This window comes from Allohoeflea poritis, from assembly GCF_027889715.1.
In the GTDB taxonomy this organism is placed as follows: domain Bacteria; phylum Pseudomonadota; class Alphaproteobacteria; order Rhizobiales; family Rhizobiaceae; genus Hoeflea_A; species Hoeflea_A poritis.
On record NZ_JAPJZH010000002.1, the window covers coordinates 115771 to 132822 of the forward strand.

Below are 17052 nucleotides of genomic sequence, written 5' to 3' on the forward strand. Positions count from 1 at the left end.
TCATGCTCGCCTATACCGTCAAGCGCCTGTTCCAGGCCGTCGTCGTATTGCTCGTCGTCGGCCTGGTCGCGTTTTCCATGTTTCGTTTCATCGGCGATCCCATCGACAACATGCTGGGCCAGGAAGCGACGCAGGAAGACATCACGCGTCTGCGCACGCAACTTGGCCTCGACCAGCCCTTTCCGGTCCAGTACGTTAAATTCATCGGCAACAGCCTGCGCGGCGACTTCGGCGTCAGCTACCGCCAGGGCCGGCCCGTGGCCGAAATCATCGCCGAACGCGCCCCGGCGACGCTCGAACTGGCCGCCGTATCCGGCCTTTTCGCCATCAGCATCGGCATCGCCCTGGGCGTCTTTACCGCCATCAGGCGCAAGGGTCTGGGGGCGAACATCGTCATGGCCCTGTCGCTCATCGGTGTTTCGCTGCCGACATTCCTCATCGGCATACTCCTGATTTACATATTCTCGGTGGAACTCGGCTGGCTGCCGAGCTTCGGCCGCGGAGAGACGGTTAAGGTCGGCGACTGGACCACCGGTTTCCTCACCGAGTCCGGCCTCAAGGCGCTGATCCTGCCGGCCATTACGCTGGGCCTTTACCAGATGACCCTGATCATGCGTCTCGTCCGCTCCGAGATGCTGGAAGTGCTGCGTCAGGATTACATCCGCTTCGCCCGCGCCCGCGGCCTGTCGGACAAGGTGGTCCATTTCCGCCATGCGCTGAAGAACACGCTGGTGCCGGTCATCACCGTCACCGGCCTGCAGCTGGGTTCGATCATCGCCTTTGCGATCATCACCGAGACGGTGTTCCAGTGGCCGGGCATCGGGCTTCTCTTCATCAACGCCATACAATTCGTCGATATTCCCGTCATGGCGGCCTATCTGCTTTTGATCTCCGTCATGTTCGTCGCCATCAACTTCGTCGTCGACCTGCTATATTTCGCGGTCGATCCACGTCTGCGCGACGATGCCGTTACGGCAGGTGGATCATGACCGCGCTGTCCGCCGCATGGCAGTCGGATTTCATGTGGTCGTTCCGCCGCTCACCGCTTGCGATGATCTCTTTCCTGGTCGTCGTGCTGCTGATTTTCGGCGCGCTCTTCGCGCCGCTGGTCGCACCTCACAATCCCTATGATCCCGCGACGTTGAACCTGCTCAACGGCTTCACGCCGCCCATGCAGCCCAGCGCGATGACCGGCCAGACCTTCCTGCTTGGCACGGATGGTCAGGGGCGCGACATGTTCTCGACAATCCTCTACGGCATGCGTGTATCCCTCTTCGTCGGCTTCATGGCGGTGCTTTTTGCCATGGTCCTGGGCGTCAGCCTGGGTCTGATTGCCGGTTATGTCGGCGGCTGGATCGAATCCGTCATCATGCGGATCGCGGACGTCCAGCTAACCTTCCCCGCCATTCTTGTCGCGATGCTGATTTTCGGCATTGCAAAGGGCTTCACGCCGGTGCATCTGCGCGACCAGATGGCGATCTGGGTGCTCATTCTGGCGATCGGCCTGTCCGACTGGGTCCAGTTTGCAAGGGTCGTGCGCGGCGCGACGCTGGTCGAGAAGAACAAGGAATATGTCCAGGCGGCGCGGCTCATCGGTCGCCGGCGAAGCGCCATCATGATGCGTCACATTCTGCCCAACGTCCTCGGCCCGGTGCTGGTCATCGCGACGATCAGCCTGGCGCTGGCGATCATAGCCGAGGCGACGCTGTCTTTTCTGGGTGTCGGCGCGCCCCCGACCCAGCCCTCGCTCGGCACGCTCATACGCATCGGCCAGGGTTTTCTGTTCTCCGGCGAATGGTGGATCCTGCTTTTTCCGGGCATCACGCTTCTGGCCCTGGCGCTCTCGGTCAATCTTCTTGGTGACTGGCTGCGCGATGCGCTCAATCCGCGGCTCAAATAGCGGCGGAAAACTGTCTGATCGTTTGATGTTGCAATGCGGCAATGCTAGCATCGGACAGGACTATCAAGCGAAAGAACCAGCATGCATATTGCGATGATTGGCGCAGGTTACGTCGGGCTTGTATCGGCCACCTGCTTTGCTGATTTCGGACATGACGTCGTTTGTGTCGACAAGGATCCGAACCGGCTCAATACACTGCGCGGCGGCAAGATTCCCATATATGAGCCCGGCCTCGAAGAGCTTGTGAAGTCGAATGCGGAAGCAGGCCGCCTGCACTTCAGCGACGATGTCGGTTCCGCAACAGGTCGCGCCGATATTGTGTTCCTTGCAGTCGGAACGCCCTCCCGGCACGGCGACGGCTATGCTGACCTGACCTTTGTTTACGAGGCAGCCAGGGAAATAGCCCCTCACCTGTCCGACTTTACCGTTGTTGTGACAAAATCCACCGTTCCGGTGGGAACCGGCGACGAAGTGGAACGGATCATCAGGGACGTCAATCCGGCCGCACAGTGCGCAGTCGTCTCAAATCCCGAGTTCCTGCGGGAAGGCTCGGCCATCGAGGACTTCAAGAAACCGGACCGCATCATCATAGGAACCGATGATCAACGCGCGCAGTCGATCATGGAAGAGGTCTACGGGCCGCTATGCGCCAATGAAGCACCGATCCTGTTCACGGGACGGCGCACCGCCGAACTGACGAAATATGCAAGCAACGCATTTCTGGCGATGAAGATCACCTTCATCAACGAGATGGCCGATCTGTGCGAAAGGGTCGGCGCCGATGTTCTCTCCGTTGCGCGCGGCATGGGTATGGATGCGCGCATAGGCGACCGCTTTCTGCAGGCGGGTCCCGGCTATGGCGGCTCCTGCTTTCCGAAAGACTCCACGGCACTGACCAATATGGCCCAGGACAGCGACAGTCCGCTGCGGCTTGTCGAGACCACGGTCGCGATCAATGACCAGCGCCGCCGCGCCATGGCCCGCAAGGTCATCCGCGCCTGTGGCGGGCGGGTCCGCGGCCGCAGGATCGGCATTCTCGGCCTGACGTTCAAGCCGGACACGGACGATATGCGCGAGGCGCCGTCCATCCCGATTATCCGGACACTGCTGGACGCGGGCGCCATTATCCGCGCCTATGACCCGGCCGCTGTCGCCGGCGCAAACAACACGCTGCGTGAAATTGAAATCTGCCCTGACCCCTATGCTGCCGCCGAGGGCGCGGCCGCGCTTGCAGTCATCACGGATTGGGATGAATTCAGCTCACTCGACCTTGATCGCCTGCGCCGGCAGATGGATCCGGCTTCGACCGTGCTGGTTGATCTGCGGAATATGTTCGACCCGGCACGGATCACCGGAGCCGGCTTCGTCTACGAAGCCGTCGGACGGGGCGATCTCATCGGCACCGGAGCGACAGTCAAACACGCCGCCGAATAGCGGCTCCCACGCCATTCATTTCATGAACGTTGCGATCTCGTCGACACTCGCCCTGTCGGTGCGCAGCCCGTTGATCGGAGCGGCCTCGTCCATGTAGCCGAGGCCCAATCCGCAAAAGAGCATCCAGTCATCGGGCGGATTGAGATGGCCGGCAACCGTCTCATGCCACTGCACCCAGGCCTCCTGCGGGCAGGTATGAAGCCCGTATTCCCGCGCCAGCAGCATGATGCTCTGCAGAAAAATACCGGTATCGGCCCATTGCGGCGCACCCATGGTGCGGTCGAGATAGACGAACATGCCGACCGGTGCGCCGAAAAACCGGAAATTGCGCTGGAATTGTGCGATCCGGCCCTTCTTGTCCTCGCGCGTCACCCCGATGGTCGCATACATGTCCTCACCGCATTTGAAGCGCCGTGCCTCATAGGGATCCTTCAGATTTTCCGGGTACACCCGGTACTGAGGCGTTTGCCCGCGTGGCATTTCGACCATTGTTTCCTGAATGTCGTTCAGCAGGCCACTCAAGGCGCGACCGGTCAGGACAAAGACGTGCCAGGGCTGAAGGTTTCCGCCGGAAGGCGCGTAACGCGCCTTGTCGATGATGGCACGCACCGTTTCTTCCGGCACCGCATCGGGACGAAAGGCGCGGCAGGTGATGCGGGTGGCAAGGGCATCCGATACGTTCATGCAGATTTACCTGACGGTTGGGATGAATAGCTCATGGCGACCTCCGTAGACGGGATGTGTCGGGTTCGAGTTTCCAGGCAACGGGATCTTTTGAACAAAACAGGCTCCGATTGACAGCGAATTTTTCCACCGGAAACAGCTTCGCAGAGCTATGTGGATGGAGACAAGGTTCGATAGATGCTTGATCTTGACTTGACACAATTGGACCGTCCATGAACTGTCTAGGGCGAATTCGTTTGTTGGCATACCAGTTGGGCTGACCGGGACGGATCCGCCACGCAACCGAGGAAAACCTTGCAGCGCAATCTCCTGAAATACATCTGGACGCATTCGAGAAACCAGCAGATCTGGATATTCGTGGTCGTGGTAGTCTCCATGCCGGTCTATTTCCAGATGCTGCAGCTTCCGAAGCTGATCGTCAATGGACCGATCCAGGGTGACGGATTCGACTCACCAGGCGCCACGCAAAGCTTCCTGACGATCGATCTGCCGTTTTCGGAAACGTTGTTCGGCCGGACAGTCAACCTGTTCTCCGGCGTACAGTTCGACCGCCAGCAGATGCTGATTGCCCTTTGTTTCAGCTTTCTGTTTGCCGTGGCGCTCAACGGCTGGTTCAAGCTCTACATCAATACCTACAAGGGCAAGCTTGGCGAGAAACTCCTGCGCCGGCTGCGCTACGAGTTGTTCGACCGGGTGCTTCGCTACCCGATAGCCAAGGCGCGCCGCGTCAAACCGGCGGAGATAACAAGCGTTATCAAGGACGAGATCGAGCCGCTCGGCCAGTTTTTTGGCGACGCTTTTTCCTCACCCGTGTTCCTCGGCGCCCAGGCCCTTACCGGACTGACCTTCCTGTTCCTGCAGAATACGATGTTCGGCATCATCACCCTGGCGATTGTGCTTTTCCAGGCCTGGATTATCCCGCTGCTCCGCCGGCGCCTGCTTGAACTCGGCCGTCAGCGGCAGCAAACCGCACGCAAGCTGTCTGGGCGGATCGGCGAATATGTGCAGGGCATGGACGATGTCCATCTGCACGCCATGTCAAACCGTGCGCGCGAGAATATCTGGCAGATGCTGCGGCGCATCGTGGTCATCCGTTTCGAACTCTACCAGCGCAAGTTCCAGGTCAAGTTCCTGAACAACTTTCTCATTCAGGTGCTGGCGTTCATCTTCTATCTTCTTGGCGGCTATCTCGTAATAACGGGTCGCATGGATCTGGGCGCGCTGGTCGCCTCTATTGCCGCATACAAGGATCTTCCGGCGCCGATCAAGGGGATCATCGACTGGGACCAGCAGCGCCTGCTCAACCAGATCCGCTACGAACAGGCGGTCGAGGATTTCGCCAACACCCATATCATGCCGGGCGCAAGGCAGGAGGCGAGCGAAACGCCGGTGGAACCGATCAAGGACGGTTTCTCGTTCGATCATGTCACGGTGCTCGACGCCGCCGAGCAACCCGTCATTCAGGATGTGTCCGGAGCGATCTCACGAAACGAAGCTGTTGCGATCGTCGGCAACGCCGATTCAGGCGCCGAGCACCTCGCGGAGATGCTTGCACGCCTGCTTGTCATCGGTTCGGGCCGGATCGCGCTGGACGGGCAGGATCTGGAACGGGTGCCCGAGAGGCTGAGCGGGCAGCGGATCGGATACGCGGACAGCAACATATTCTTTGCCGGCGGCAGCATTCGCACCACTCTTGCCGAAACGCTTCCCTACACAGAAGGCTCGCCGCCCATCATCGATGAGGACAGCAAGAACACCGAATTCCGTGTCTACGAGAACGAACCGATACCGGCAAAGGCCGGCGTGCTGGAAGATGAGAGCTTCGGCCGGGAGATCAACGCGGAGTGGCCGCAGGGCGACACATCGGAACATTTGCTGTCGATCATGCACCGCGTCGATCTCTACGACGATGTCCTGGAATACGGCCTGTTGCGCCGGCTGGGCGATGATGCGGACGACGATATCAAGAACGGCATCATGGAAGCGCGACGCAGCTTTGCCAGCGATCAGTCCGGTGCGCAGATGAAGGGTGCGGTGGAATTCTTCGACCCCGCAAAATACAGCCAGGAACTGACCATCGGCGAAAACCTGATCTTCGGCACGCCCGTCGATCAGGCGTTCAGCCCGGAGAACCTGCCTTCGAACAATTCGGTTCGCGGGCTGCTCGATCAGGCCGGCCTGTTGTCGGAACTGTTCGACATCGGGGTGGAGATTGCGCGAAACAACATCGAACTGTTCGGCGACCTTGCCGAGGACAGCACATTGCTTCAGCGATCCGGCGGCCCCTCGCCCGAACGTCTCCAGGAAATGCGGATTGCGCTGGAGAAGCTTGACGGCAAGACCAGCAAGAGCGCGGACGAAGCGGATCGCGACACGATGCTCGCCCTTGCGTTCGAGTATTGCGAAGCGCAGACCCGCTTCGGCCTGGTCGACGACGCGATGCAGTCCAAGCTGCTGACCGCGCGCGACAGCCTGCGTACCATGCTGGAGAAGGAGCACAGCGGCGCCGTCGCATTCCTTGACCCGGAAAGCTTCAACCCCGCGCTGAGCGTGCTCGACAACATCCTGTTCGGGCGGATCGACGCGCGGCGCATCGGCGCACGCGAGCGCGTCCTAAAAGCGATCAAGACGCTGCTTGAAACCAGCGGCGTTTCGGACACGGTGTTCCATATCGGCCTGTCCTACGATGTCGGCAATGGCGGCCGCAATCTGTCGACGAACCAGGCCCAGAAGCTGAAAATCGTGCGGGCATTGTTGAAGAAACCCGATATTGTTATCCTCAACCGTGCGCTCTCGGCCCTGGAATCCGGCGAGCGGATGAAAATCATCCATGAAGTCGTGCGAATGGGCGCCGAGAACGGGCAGCGTCATATGGGCGTGATCTGTGTCCCGCTCGATAATGGCGGATGGAAGGATTTCGACCGCATCCTGCTCATGGAGCACGGACGTATCGTATCGGAGGGATCGCCGGAGAAGGTTTCCGAGCGGCTTGAAGCGATGGCCAAATAAGACCGGCCTGGGCTCGAAGGCAGGGAGTGAACGGGAGTTTGTAGATGAGCACGCTGAATGATGATGTCGCAATGCTGCGAAAGGTGCCGCTGTTCGAGAGCGTGGATCCCAGCAAGCTCAAGCTGATCGCCTATACGTCGACACAGCTGGTGTTCGACGACGGCGAAGAGGTGTTCTCGCAGGGCTCCAACGGAACATCCGCCTATCTGATCGCCAATGGCGAGGCCGATATTCTGTCCGACAGCGGCGACAAGCAGGTTGTTGTGGCGACCCTCGGCACAAATGCCCTTTTCGGTGAGATATCGGCATTCTGCGACGTGCCGCGCACGGCCTCGGTACGCGCCCATGGTCCGCTCACCCTGCTGGAGCTCAAGCGTGAGAACCTGATGGAGCTGATCGGCGAGTTTCCCGATGTGGCTGTTGAGGTCATCCGCGAACTGGCCAGGCGGCTTGCGCACACGACCTCCGATCTTGCCCATGTCCTGGACAAGCAGAATTCCGGCTGACGGTTTGCCTCAAACCGGTTGCGACAGGATTATGACGGCGATTATCGCCGCATAGGTGAACTGGTGAATGAGCTGGTCGGCGCCGTGAATGACCCAGAAATGCCGGGTGTGAACATCCAGCTTGTGCTTGCAGTCATAGGCACCCTTGGCGAAATCCGTAGCGTAATGAATCACGAACTCGAACACCATCAGCAGGATGACGGTCAGTGCGCTCAGGCCGCACAGCAGCAGGATAGGAAGTGTAAGCAGCACATGGATGCCGGCATGCAGATACCCGCCCATCTTGTTGACATGGCACTTGCCGGCAATCATTGAGGGCCACTGCAGCGTATAGTCCGCCACGTAGTGCTTGACCTGCAAGCCAACCAGCACCCAAACAACAAATAGTTCCATCAATCCACCCCGGAGCGAAACACGCCCTGAACGCAAGGATCGTGCGCCCCTCTCCCCTTCAACATGGATTGTCGTTCGTTTGCGGTCAACGATTTGGCGCCAATTTTTTTGGAGAAGGCCGGCAATTGGCACCATCGGATAAAAATTTTTTTCAGGGCCTTTTTGCTGTTTCCGCGGTGCAAGAAGTGAGATTTCCGGTCGATTGGACCAGCGAGGCGCATTTGCGCCGATCGCCATACGATTGATCACGATCATCGTCCCCGGGCTCAACACTGTCTAAGCTCGCCGGTGTCCTGGCAGCAATCACTCAACAGGGGAACGAACCATGCGCGGATTGAAAGGAAAGCGGGTCATCGTAACCGGCGGAGGCAGCGGCATCGGCGCGGCCACATGTCGGCGGTTCGGAGAAGAAGGCGCTCACGTCCTCATTTTCGATGTCGATATCGAAAAGGCGCGGCAGACCGCGCGGGATATTGCGGCGGGCGGCGGACAGGCGGAGGCTTTCGACGTGGATATCACCGACCGCGACACCATCTCGGCAGCCCTGTCGGAAATCGGTCCGGGCGGCATCGACGCCCTCGTCAACAATGTCGGGTGGGACAGGCTCGTTCCCTTCGTGGATTCCGATACGGAGCTATGGACCAGGGTCATCGATATCAATCTCTACGGCCCCCTGCACATGCACCACGCCGTGCTGCCGGTCATGATCGCGCAGGGCCACGGGCGCGTGGTCAATATCGCCTCGGATGCGGGACGGGTCGGATCGTCCGGCGAAGCCGTCTATTCGGCCTGCAAGGGCGGAATCATAGCGTTCACCAAGACCATGGCCCGTGAGCTTGCGAAAACCGGCATACAGCTCAACGCGGTCTGCCCGGGACCGACGGATACGCCGCTATTCGCAAGCTTTGCCGAAGGCGGCTCGGGTGAACGCATCAAGGCGGCGCTTGAAAAGGCGATCCCGATGGGCCGACTCGCGAGTCCGGACGATTTTCCGGGCATTATCTGCTTTCTGGCCAGCGACGATGCCGGCTTTATCACCGGGCAGACGATATCGGTATCCGGCGGCCTGACGATGAGCGGCTAGAACAAATTCTGAGCTAGACCGGACAGTCCGGATTGAAGTTCGGCTTGCGCTTCTCGCGCAGCGACGCAACGCCCTCACGCACATCCGGCCCCATGAATCCGAGCATCTCCAGCGCCGTCGATGTATCGAAGATCGGCCCGGCCGAGCGCAGCCAGTTGTTCAGCGAATATTTGGTCCAGCGGATGGCGCTCTGCGAGCCGGTTGCGAGGTCCGACGCGATACCGAGTACGGTTTCCTGGAGTTCATCGTCATCGACACACAGCGAGACGAGACCGATACGCTCGGCTTCCTCGCCGGTCAGCGGCTTGCCGGTCAGCAGATAATATTTCGACTTGGCCATGCCGCACAGAAGCGGCCAGATGATCGCCGCCACATCGCCGGCGGCAACGCCGAGCCGCGGATGGCCGTCGACGATGCGTGCCGCCTTGCCCGCCACCGAGATATCGGCGAGCAGGCCGACCACGAGACCCGCGCCGGCGGCCGGTCCGTTGATCGCCGAGATGATCGGCTTGTTGCAGTTCACGATGTTGTAGACGAGGTCCTTCGCCTCCTTCCACACCCGCATCAGCACATCGTAATCGCCGGCCATTTCCTCGATCAGGCCAAAATCCCCGCCCGACGAGAACGCCTTGCCTTCGCCCGTGACGATCACCGCATTGGTTTGCGGATCGCGATCGATTTCGCGCCAGATATCGGTCAGCTGGCCATGGGTTTCGCCGTCGACGGAATTGTAGCTCGACGGATTGGAGAAGGTGATGCGCAATATCCGCTCGGCCGGGCGATCAAGCTTCAGTTTGCCGTAGGCGGCATAGCGGTCGGTCATGGATGTATTCCTTGTTTTTGTCAGGCGGAGCCGGAAAAGGCTTCATCTTCCACCCGCAGGCCCCGCTCCCCTTGCGCCTCCGCATGGGCGGCCAGGTTTGGATAGAATTCGCGAAAATCGGACAGGATCTGCTCCATCGGTGCTTCCTGGAAAATACCCCTGTCCCTGACATATTCCATATGCCGCCGGTTCTTTGTATCGAATTCGTGAAAGAGCGCATCGCCGGTCCCGTCGAACTCCAGCGGCTTGACCCCGAATTTCCCGCACAGCTCACTGTTGAAAGCCGGGGTTACCTTGAAGGATCGGTCGCCAAGCCACAGTTGCACATAGCCGTGATAGATAAACAGGTCGGTCTGCATCATCTCCGACAATTTCGGCGAATTAAGGTGGTTGCGCACATCCGCAAATCCCACCGCCGCGGGAATGCCGACCGCACGCAGGCAGGCTGTCAGGAGGATGGCCTTTGGCACGCAATAAGCGGATTTGAAGCCGGCGATCGCACTGGCGGTGTAATCTTCCGGCCGAAGCGAGAAGGCGTAGGGATCGTATCGGATATCGTCCCGGACCGCGTGAAAAAGCCTGACGGCCTTCTGTGTCTCGGACTGTTCATCTGACGCCGCCAGCGCCCTTTCTACAAATGCGCGAACCGCCTCCGAATCGCTGTCGATAAAGCGGGTCGGCTGCAGATAGCCGTCGATGTCCGCCGGGAGCTGCCCGTTTGCTTCGCTCACCTGCCACCTCCTGCACGCTTCGGAAATTCGATATGATTTTCTAACGACCGTTAGAATATTGGCGCCCAAAAACAGTGTCAATCGACCGCCGGAGCGTTCATTTAAAAAAACTAACATTCATTTGTTTTTTGTGTAACATCGCCCCGCTGATTTCGGAGGCGCGCATGATGTACGAACCATCGGCCCTGTCCGGCCGGTCCACCGTTTATGGCCTGTTTCGCGCTCGGGCACGCGTCGCACCCGACATGCCGGCACTGCGCCAGCGCGACATCGAAATCTCATACGGAGCGCTTCTGTCCCGGACAAACAGGCTTGCCAACGGTTTGCGGGGAAATGGTATCGGGCGTGGCGATCGTATCGCCATCCTGTCCCGCAACCGGACGGAATATATTGAACTGGAACTGGCAGCAGCCGCAATCGGCACCATCGTCTGCTGCCTGAACTGGCGCCTTGTCGAAGACGAGCTGGCGCACTGCATATCGCTGGTGGAACCGTCTCTGATCATCGCCGAGGAGGCGCTGGCATCCGGCCTGCCCGGGGATGGCGGCGCGCCGGTCCTCAAATTGGGCAAACCCTATGAGGCGCTTCTGGCAGGCTCTTCAAGCACCGACGTGGAAGGCGACGTCGAGCCCGAGGACGGTTTGATTATCCTTTATACCAGCGGCACCACCGGTCTGCCGAAAGGCGCGGTCATCAGCCACCGCGCCATGATCGCGCGGTCGCTGGTGTTCTCATCGGAATGGGCGCTGGCGCCGGATGATGGCTTTGTGGCCTGGGCGCCGCTGTTTCATATGGCCTCAACCGATCACGCCCTCTCGACCCTGATGCGCGGCGGTCTTGTCTCAATTGTCGACGGCTACAATGCGGACGAGATCATCGCGGCGATCGAAAGGCACAAGATCGGCTGGCTGGTGCTCATACCGGGCATGATCGAGGATTTCATCGCAGCGGGCAAAGCAGCCGGCGTCAAGCCGGTGGGCATCGTGATCTGCGGCGCCATGGCCGACCTTGTGCCGCCGCAGCAGATTGCCGAGGTGACCCGCATTCTGGATACGCCTTACGCAAACTCCTTCGGCGCCACGGAGACTGGCCTTGCACCGGCGTCGCGCGGCAAAATCCAGCCCGGGGAATTTCCTGAAAGCCTCTCGAAGCAGCAGACCGCATTCTGCGAGGTCCGCCTGGTCGATCCGGACGACAAGGATGTCGCCGATGGCGAGCCGGGAGAACTGGCCCTGCGCGGGCCGACCCTGTTTTCCGGATACTGGAATGCCGACGCGGCCAATGCCGAGTGTTTTCGCGGCGGCTGGTTTCACATGGGCGATGTTTTCCGCCGCAACCCGGACGGAACGCTGGATTTCGTCGACCGCGCGAAATATCTCATCAAGACAGGTGGCGAAAATGTATATCCCGCCGAGATCGAGCGCGTCCTGCTGGCCGATCCGGGGGTCAGCGACGCCGCCGTCGTTCGTACCGGCCATGAGAAATGGGGCGAGGTTCCGGTCGCTTTCGTTTCGGTTTCGGATGAAACCCTGACGGAAGAAGCCCTGTTGCAGCGCTGCTCGCAATCGCTTGCCCGGTACAAGCGGCCGAGCCGGATACGATTTATCGCCTTTGACGATTTTCCGCGCTCGACCAGTGGAAAGATCCAGCGGCATCTGCTTGAACAGATGATTGACGAATAGCCGCCCCAATAAGGAGGTCCCATGCACAACAAAGTGTCGGTCGGAGATTATGAGCTGGCTTACAGCTTCAACGGCGTCGAACCCGTCGGAGAAGGCCCGGTCATCGTGCTGGTCCACGGTGCCGGCGGCCAGATGGCCGACTGGCCGATGGCATGGCGCGGCAATGCCAAGGGCTGCCTTGCAAAATTCCCGTGCTACGCCATCGACCTGCCCGGGCACGGCCAGTCGGGCGGCACGAGCCAACGCACGGTGGACGACTATGCGCAGGCGGTCGCCGCCTTTCTGGAGGCGCTTGATCTCAACAACGTCTTCCTTGCGGGCCATTCCATGGGCGCCGGGATCGCCCTCACGCTCGCCGTCGCAGGCAATCCGCGTCTGTGCGCGATCGCCATTGTCGCGGGATCCAGCAAACTCTCCGTCAGCCCGGCAATCCTCGAAGGTCTTCAGAACAATTTCGAGGCGACCGTCGACAACATCGTCAAATATTCATGGCACCGCGACACGTGCGATGCCTTCAGGCAGGAAGGCCGCAAGCGGCTGATCGAGGCCGGCCCGGAGGTTGTCCATGACGATTTCTTTGCCTGCAGCAACTATGACCTCTCCGACAGGCTGGACAAGGTAGGCATTCCCGTTCTCGTCCTGGCCGCCACCGCCGACAAGATGGTGCCCGCCGACAAGAGCGAAGCCTTGGCCGGCAAACTGAAGCGTGCCAGTTTTGTCGCGCTCGACGGCTGCGGACATTATCTGCAGATCGAGCAGACCGAAGCCGCCGGACAGACGTTTTCCGACTTTCTGACCAAAGAGATCGCGCGTTAGGGGCCGGGAACGCGATCTGAACACCGCGACCACGCGCCAAGCCTGTATTTTCAGGTCGCCGGCCGGCCTGCACCCGATGGTGCAAATCACGGCCAGCGACCTGCCTCTGGAGCGCCTTTGCGGCACCCTCGCAAAGGTCCCCTCTGGACCTGCACAGAACATTGCAAGCTCTATGCCAGATTTTCGAGAGAAGATTTAGATTATTTAATTCAATGAATTACGCCGATTTCTTTATTCTTTTTGACCGGCGAGCTGGACCTTCAGAAGTGAATAAGCAGGCAGCCGGCTCAAAATTTGTGCACCGCACCGTTCCGAATGATCAGAACTTCGACAGGATTTTTTCGACCTTCCCGAGAAATCGCGCGCGGGCGCGGTCGTCGGCATGGTCCATATCGTAGAGCTGCAGCCAGGTCGTCCTGCAGGTCGGGCTGAACATGATACGCATGCCGCGCATCAGGAAATTGCGCCCCGGATCGCGCACGATCCGCAACCACCAGCGCGGCGAGCCGGACGTCGTGATCACGCAGAACCGCCTGATATTCTTCAGCTTTCCAACGATACGCGCATTCTTCTCCGGCGCCACCTCGAATGCAACGCCCGGAAGACTCACCCGCTCCAGCCAGCCCTTGAGCATGGCCGGTGGGCCATACATCCAGGTCGGAAAGATCAGCACCAGCCCTTCGGCCCAGGCAAGGGCCTCCGCATAGCGCTTTACCGCCTCGATGTTCTTTTCCGGCGTGCTGAAATAGGAAAGCCACTCTTCACGGCCCAGAACCGGATCGAACTCTTCCTTGTACAGGTCAATAACCCGAACCTCGTGCCCGCCCGCCTCAAGCGTCGATACCGCGCGCCCATGAACCGAGGCCACAAAGCTTTCTTCGCACGGATGGCAGTAGATGATCAGCAGGCGCACGTGCCCTCCCCGGTTCCCGTTTGACCGACAATCAGTTAAACGCAATTTCAGCGCAAGTCACTCGCCACCGACGACCTGTCGTGTGCAAGAGGAGCACTGGCTCCGGTCCGATGCGTTCAGCAGAGGCCGCGCATGGCCGAGGGTGTCATGCCGAATTCGCGCGAGAAGCAGCGCGAGAAATGACTGGGGCTCTGGAAGCCCGCCTCCAGGCCGATCTCGACAATCGGACGCTGCGGGTTCAGCAGAAGCGCGATGCGCGCCTTGCGCAGCCGGCTGCGCAGAAGAAACTGTCCGAAGCTGATGCCCGAGCGGGCGAAAAGTTTGTGCAGGTGTCGGGTGGAAATGCGGAAATGCGCTGCCACCGTGCCAGGCGACATGGCGGGATCGCTGCAATTGCCGGCGACAAACCGCTTGATATGCCGCAAATGCCGGTCGGCAAGCGCATCGGCGCGACCGTCGCCAAGACTCAGCCGCAGCAGATGCACCAAATGATCGGGCGATCCTTCCGTGTCCTCCTCATCGATAATGGCATCGACACTGTCGAGCAGCGCCGCCCCGAAGACGTCGCCCCGCCCGACCGGCCTTGCCACGGCCATCTCCGGATTGAAACCGTGCCCGTCCAGCAGGTGCATCGGCAAATGCATGCAGACCTGCCTGAAATTTCCGTCAAAACGCATGTCGAAGGGCTGGCGTGCATCCAGCATGACGAAGCTGCCGGGCTCCAGTTTTGCCTCCACGCCGCACTGGCGCACAGCGCTTGTACCCGACACCTGGATATTGACGAAGACGGCATCGCATGGCCGGTCTTCCACATCGCGCCTGCGCCGCTGAACAAGTTGCGGGCTTGCGGTGATTCTGGAGAAGGTACCTGTTTGCCCGAAGGGCGAAAGCCGTATTTCTCCGGCAAACCGGCCGTCCGAAATGCGTTCGGGCGTCAGCTTGGTAAAGGCCTGACAAACGACTTCTCGCCAATGGGCGAACGTATCGTTCCGCCCGACCGTAGACCAGACATTCGATCCTGACGGCACCGCTCCCATCGCGAAAATATGGCACCGAACCGCCTCATGGGCAACGGGCGCGGACAAGAGTGCACTTTCAGGCAAGGCGGGGTCACGCTGGGGCAAGCGCCACGATTTGCCTTCATCTACGGTTTTCGAATTCAGATCCGGGAGCCGACAATGAACGACCGCCTTGCAACACGCCTTACCGAAAAATATGGCCTGTCGACACCCATCGTGCAGGCAGGCATGGCCTTTGCCGGCATGACGCCGCCGCTGTGCATCGCCGTCAGCGAAGCCGGAGCGCTGGGCTCGATCGCCGGTGTCGGCATCATCCCGCCGGAGGGCGTGCAAATGCTTGTCGGCGGCGTGCAGGCCGGAACGTCGCGCCCGTTCCACGTCAATTTCATCACCTGCTACACGACCGACGCCCACATAGACCTGATGTGCGACATGAAGCCGGCCGCCGTATCGTTCCATTGGGGCCGCCCATCGTCCGCCTGGATCGGCAAGCTGCACGATGCCGGCATCGATGTGATCGAACAGGTCGGCTCGGTCGAGGACGCGAAATCAGCGGCGGATGCCGGCGTCGACATCATCGTCGCGCAGGGAACGGAGGCCGGCGGACACAATTACGGGACCGCCGGCACCATGGCGTTGACGCCGGCCGTGGTCGATGCGGTCGGGGACCGGGCGCTTGTCCTGGCCTCCGGCGGGATCGCCGACGGACGCGGCCTGGCGGCGGCGCTGATGCTCGGCGCGGACGGTGTCTGGGTGGGGACCCGGTTTGTCGCGACAGCCGAGAGCGCCGTCGCCGAGGATTATAAAAACCGCATCGTATCCTCCGGCACCGCCGACACCGTTCTCACTCACGTTTTCGGGCGTCATCACCCGGAATTCAATCCCATCCGCGTGCTCAGGAACCGCGTGGTGTCCGAGTGGCAGGACCGGGTTGCTGAAATCCCGGCCGACAATTCGGGTGAGCCGGTGGTCGGCCAGATGGATCTGCTCGGCGAGGCAACGCCTCTGCTCAAATTCACGAACCTTGTGCCCATGGCCGGCGCCAGTGGCGATTTCGAGGAAATGCCGCTTCTGGCCGGCGAAGGGCTGGGGCTCGTCAACGATCTGCCATCCGCAGCCGATGTCGTGCAGCGCATGACCGATGAGGCCCGTTCGGCGTTTGCCGGACGCCGGGCGTAGGGCCGGAAAGTTGGCCCGCATCCTTGTCACCGCCGCCACCGGCCGCGTCGGCTCCGAGCTGGCGCAAAGGCTGATTGCGGCAGGCCACGATGTGTCGGCCGTCACAAGCCGGCCGGAAAACGCCGACGCGCTTCGCGATGCCGGCGCAACCCCGGTCATTGCCGATCTGCAAGAGCCGGAAACCTTCCGGCAACCGGCGGAGGGAATGGATGCGATCTTTCTCGCGACGCCGGATGACCCCAGACAGGATGTCATGGAGGGCAATCTGATCGCCCTTTTCGCGGCAGCCGGCAAACCGCATATCGTCAAGCTGTCCGCCCAGTCCGCGGGGCTCGATCCGCCGGTCAGTTTCGGAGCCTATCATCGACGCTCGGAGGAGGCGCTGGAAGCAAGCGGCCTGCCCCACACCGTGCTGCGACCGACCTTTTTCCAACAGTCGCTGTTGCTCTTTGCGCAGGACGTTGCGCGCAAGCGAAAAATCACCGCGCCCGTCGGCAAGGGTCGGATCGCCATGGTGGATGTCGCCGATGTCGCGACAGCCGCGGAAGCCGTGATCTGCAGTGACCGCCATTTCGGTGAAACCTACACGCTGACCGGGCCGTCAGCACACAGCTTTGACGACATTGTCGGCCTTCTCTCGGATCGGCTTGGCCATAAGATAGGCTTTTCCAGCCCGCCGGCCTTCGCCGCACGGATCGTATTGCCGCTGGTGACCGGAATGCCCCGCTGGCAATCAGGCCTTGTCGTCGATCTTCTGTCGGCTCTCAAGGCCGGTGCGCAACAGGAAACAAACGGCGATGTCGAGCGGCTGACCGGCCGCCCGCCCCGATCCATCGAGGATTTCATCACCCACAATCTCCACGCCTTCGGCGGTTGAGG

The 17052-nt window shown here is 60.6% G+C and carries 16 protein-coding genes; 10 read left to right on the forward strand and 6 right to left on the reverse strand.

All coding sequences use genetic code 11. The features are described from left to right. The first annotated feature begins 2 nt into the window (after positions 1 to 2). The 3 genes from OOZ53_RS03605 to OOZ53_RS03615 all read left to right on the forward strand — a co-directional run bounded on the left by OOZ53_RS03605 (position 3) and on the right by OOZ53_RS03615 (position 3334). Complete coding sequence (locus OOZ53_RS03605) at positions 3 to 989, forward strand: ABC transporter permease (protein ID WP_271087949.1); 987 nt, start codon at positions 3 to 5, stop codon at positions 987 to 989. After that, positions 986 to 1900 carry an ABC transporter permease gene (locus OOZ53_RS03610; protein ID WP_271087950.1) on the forward strand — a complete coding sequence of 305 codons (915 nt, stop codon included), beginning with the start codon at positions 986 to 988 and terminating at the stop codon, positions 1898 to 1900. Before OOZ53_RS03605 ends, OOZ53_RS03610 begins: the two co-directional genes overlap by 4 nt. Before the next feature lie 81 nt (positions 1901 to 1981). Next, complete coding sequence (locus OOZ53_RS03615) at positions 1982 to 3334, forward strand: UDP-glucose dehydrogenase family protein (protein WP_271087951.1); 1353 nt, start codon at positions 1982 to 1984, stop codon at positions 3332 to 3334. Between the two features lie 15 nt (positions 3335 to 3349). On the opposite strand, the gene OOZ53_RS03620 is transcribed toward OOZ53_RS03615, so the two are convergent. After that, on the reverse strand, positions 3350 to 4018 hold the full coding sequence (locus OOZ53_RS03620) for a nitroreductase (protein ID WP_271087952.1): 669 nt from the start codon (positions 4016 to 4018) through the stop codon (positions 3350 to 3352). 294 nt (positions 4019 to 4312) lie between these two features. Here OOZ53_RS03620 and OOZ53_RS03625 point away from each other — a divergent pair, with 294 nt between their 5' ends. After that, on the forward strand, positions 4313 to 7027 hold the full coding sequence (locus OOZ53_RS03625; protein WP_271087953.1) for an ABC transporter transmembrane domain-containing protein: 2715 nt from the start codon (positions 4313 to 4315) through the stop codon (positions 7025 to 7027). Between the two features lie 44 nt (positions 7028 to 7071). Further along, entirely contained in the window at positions 7072 to 7533 is a 462-nt protein-coding gene (locus OOZ53_RS03630; RefSeq protein WP_271087954.1) for a cyclic nucleotide-binding domain-containing protein, read from the forward strand. 9 nt (positions 7534 to 7542) lie between these two features. Here the strand turns inward: OOZ53_RS03630 and OOZ53_RS03635 are convergent, their stop codons facing one another. Beyond that, positions 7543 to 8181 carry a DUF3307 domain-containing protein gene (locus tag OOZ53_RS03635; RefSeq protein ID WP_271087955.1) on the reverse strand — a complete coding sequence of 213 codons (639 nt, stop codon included), beginning with the start codon at positions 8179 to 8181 and terminating at the stop codon, positions 7543 to 7545. Positions 8182 to 8251: 70 nt separating this feature from the next. On the opposite strand from OOZ53_RS03635, the gene OOZ53_RS03640 reads away from it, so the two are divergent. Continuing rightward, complete coding sequence (locus OOZ53_RS03640; RefSeq protein ID WP_271087956.1) at positions 8252 to 9010, forward strand: glucose 1-dehydrogenase; 759 nt, start codon at positions 8252 to 8254, stop codon at positions 9008 to 9010. Between the two features lie 13 nt (positions 9011 to 9023). On the opposite strand, the gene OOZ53_RS03645 is transcribed toward OOZ53_RS03640, so the two are convergent. Then, positions 9024 to 9833: an enoyl-CoA hydratase/isomerase family protein gene (locus OOZ53_RS03645; RefSeq protein ID WP_271087957.1), complete on the reverse strand. Its 810-nt coding sequence runs from the start codon at positions 9831 to 9833 to the stop codon at positions 9024 to 9026. A 20-nt stretch (positions 9834 to 9853) separates the two neighbouring features. Further along, positions 9854 to 10564, reverse strand: coding sequence for a transglutaminase-like domain-containing protein (locus OOZ53_RS03650; protein ID WP_271087958.1), 711 nt, complete (start codon positions 10562 to 10564; stop codon positions 9854 to 9856). Positions 10565 to 10728: 164 nt separating this feature from the next. Here OOZ53_RS03650 and OOZ53_RS03655 point away from each other — a divergent pair, with 164 nt between their 5' ends. Beyond that, on the forward strand, positions 10729 to 12246 hold the full coding sequence (locus OOZ53_RS03655; protein ID WP_271087959.1) for a class I adenylate-forming enzyme family protein: 1518 nt from the start codon (positions 10729 to 10731) through the stop codon (positions 12244 to 12246). A gap of 21 nt (positions 12247 to 12267) precedes the next feature. Continuing rightward, on the forward strand, positions 12268 to 13062 hold the full coding sequence (locus OOZ53_RS03660) for an alpha/beta fold hydrolase (RefSeq protein ID WP_271087960.1): 795 nt from the start codon (positions 12268 to 12270) through the stop codon (positions 13060 to 13062). A 319-nt stretch (positions 13063 to 13381) separates the two neighbouring features. On the opposite strand, the gene OOZ53_RS03665 is transcribed toward OOZ53_RS03660, so the two are convergent. Together OOZ53_RS03665 and OOZ53_RS03670 are read right to left on the reverse strand one after the other, a co-directional pair. Next, on the reverse strand, positions 13382 to 13975 hold the full coding sequence (locus OOZ53_RS03665; RefSeq protein ID WP_271087961.1) for an NAD(P)H-dependent oxidoreductase: 594 nt from the start codon (positions 13973 to 13975) through the stop codon (positions 13382 to 13384). 116 nt (positions 13976 to 14091) lie between these two features. Next, positions 14092 to 15078 carry a helix-turn-helix domain-containing protein gene (locus OOZ53_RS03670; protein WP_271087962.1) on the reverse strand — a complete coding sequence of 329 codons (987 nt, stop codon included), beginning with the start codon at positions 15076 to 15078 and terminating at the stop codon, positions 14092 to 14094. Positions 15079 to 15153: 75 nt separating this feature from the next. Between OOZ53_RS03670 and OOZ53_RS03675 the strand changes: the two genes are divergently transcribed. Beyond that, entirely contained in the window at positions 15154 to 16173 is a 1020-nt protein-coding gene (locus OOZ53_RS03675; RefSeq protein ID WP_271087963.1) for an NAD(P)H-dependent flavin oxidoreductase, read from the forward strand. A gap of 10 nt (positions 16174 to 16183) precedes the next feature. Further along, complete coding sequence (locus tag OOZ53_RS03680; protein WP_271087964.1) at positions 16184 to 17050, forward strand: NAD(P)H-binding protein; 867 nt, start codon at positions 16184 to 16186, stop codon at positions 17048 to 17050. Positions 17051 to 17052: the final 2 nt, after the last annotated feature.

What these genes read in the sequence shown, in the direction of transcription:
- OOZ53_RS03645 (WP_271087957.1), bottom strand. Translation starts at nt 9,833, where the DNA reads ATGACCGACCGCTATGCCGCCTACGGCAAACTGAAGCTTGATCGCCCG.
- OOZ53_RS03635 (WP_271087955.1), bottom strand. Translation starts at nt 8,181, where the DNA reads ATGATCGTGATCAATCGTATGGCGATCGGCGCAAATGCGCCTCGCTGG.
- OOZ53_RS03655 (WP_271087959.1), top strand. Translation starts at nt 10,729, where the DNA reads ATGATGTACGAACCATCGGCCCTGTCCGGCCGGTCCACCGTTTATGGC.
- OOZ53_RS03630 (WP_271087954.1), top strand. Translation starts at nt 7,072, where the DNA reads ATGAGCACGCTGAATGATGATGTCGCAATGCTGCGAAAGGTGCCGCTG.
- OOZ53_RS03660 (WP_271087960.1), top strand. Translation starts at nt 12,268, where the DNA reads ATGCACAACAAAGTGTCGGTCGGAGATTATGAGCTGGCTTACAGCTTC.
- OOZ53_RS03605 (WP_271087949.1), top strand. Translation starts at nt 3, where the DNA reads ATGCTCGCCTATACCGTCAAGCGCCTGTTCCAGGCCGTCGTCGTATTG.
- OOZ53_RS03620 (WP_271087952.1), bottom strand. Translation starts at nt 4,018, where the DNA reads ATGAACGTATCGGATGCCCTTGCCACCCGCATCACCTGCCGCGCCTTT.
- OOZ53_RS03610 (WP_271087950.1), top strand. Translation starts at nt 986, where the DNA reads ATGACCGCGCTGTCCGCCGCATGGCAGTCGGATTTCATGTGGTCGTTC.
- OOZ53_RS03675 (WP_271087963.1), top strand. Translation starts at nt 15,154, where the DNA reads ATGAACGACCGCCTTGCAACACGCCTTACCGAAAAATATGGCCTGTCG.
- OOZ53_RS03640 (WP_271087956.1), top strand. Translation starts at nt 8,252, where the DNA reads ATGCGCGGATTGAAAGGAAAGCGGGTCATCGTAACCGGCGGAGGCAGC.
- OOZ53_RS03615 (WP_271087951.1), top strand. Translation starts at nt 1,982, where the DNA reads ATGCATATTGCGATGATTGGCGCAGGTTACGTCGGGCTTGTATCGGCC.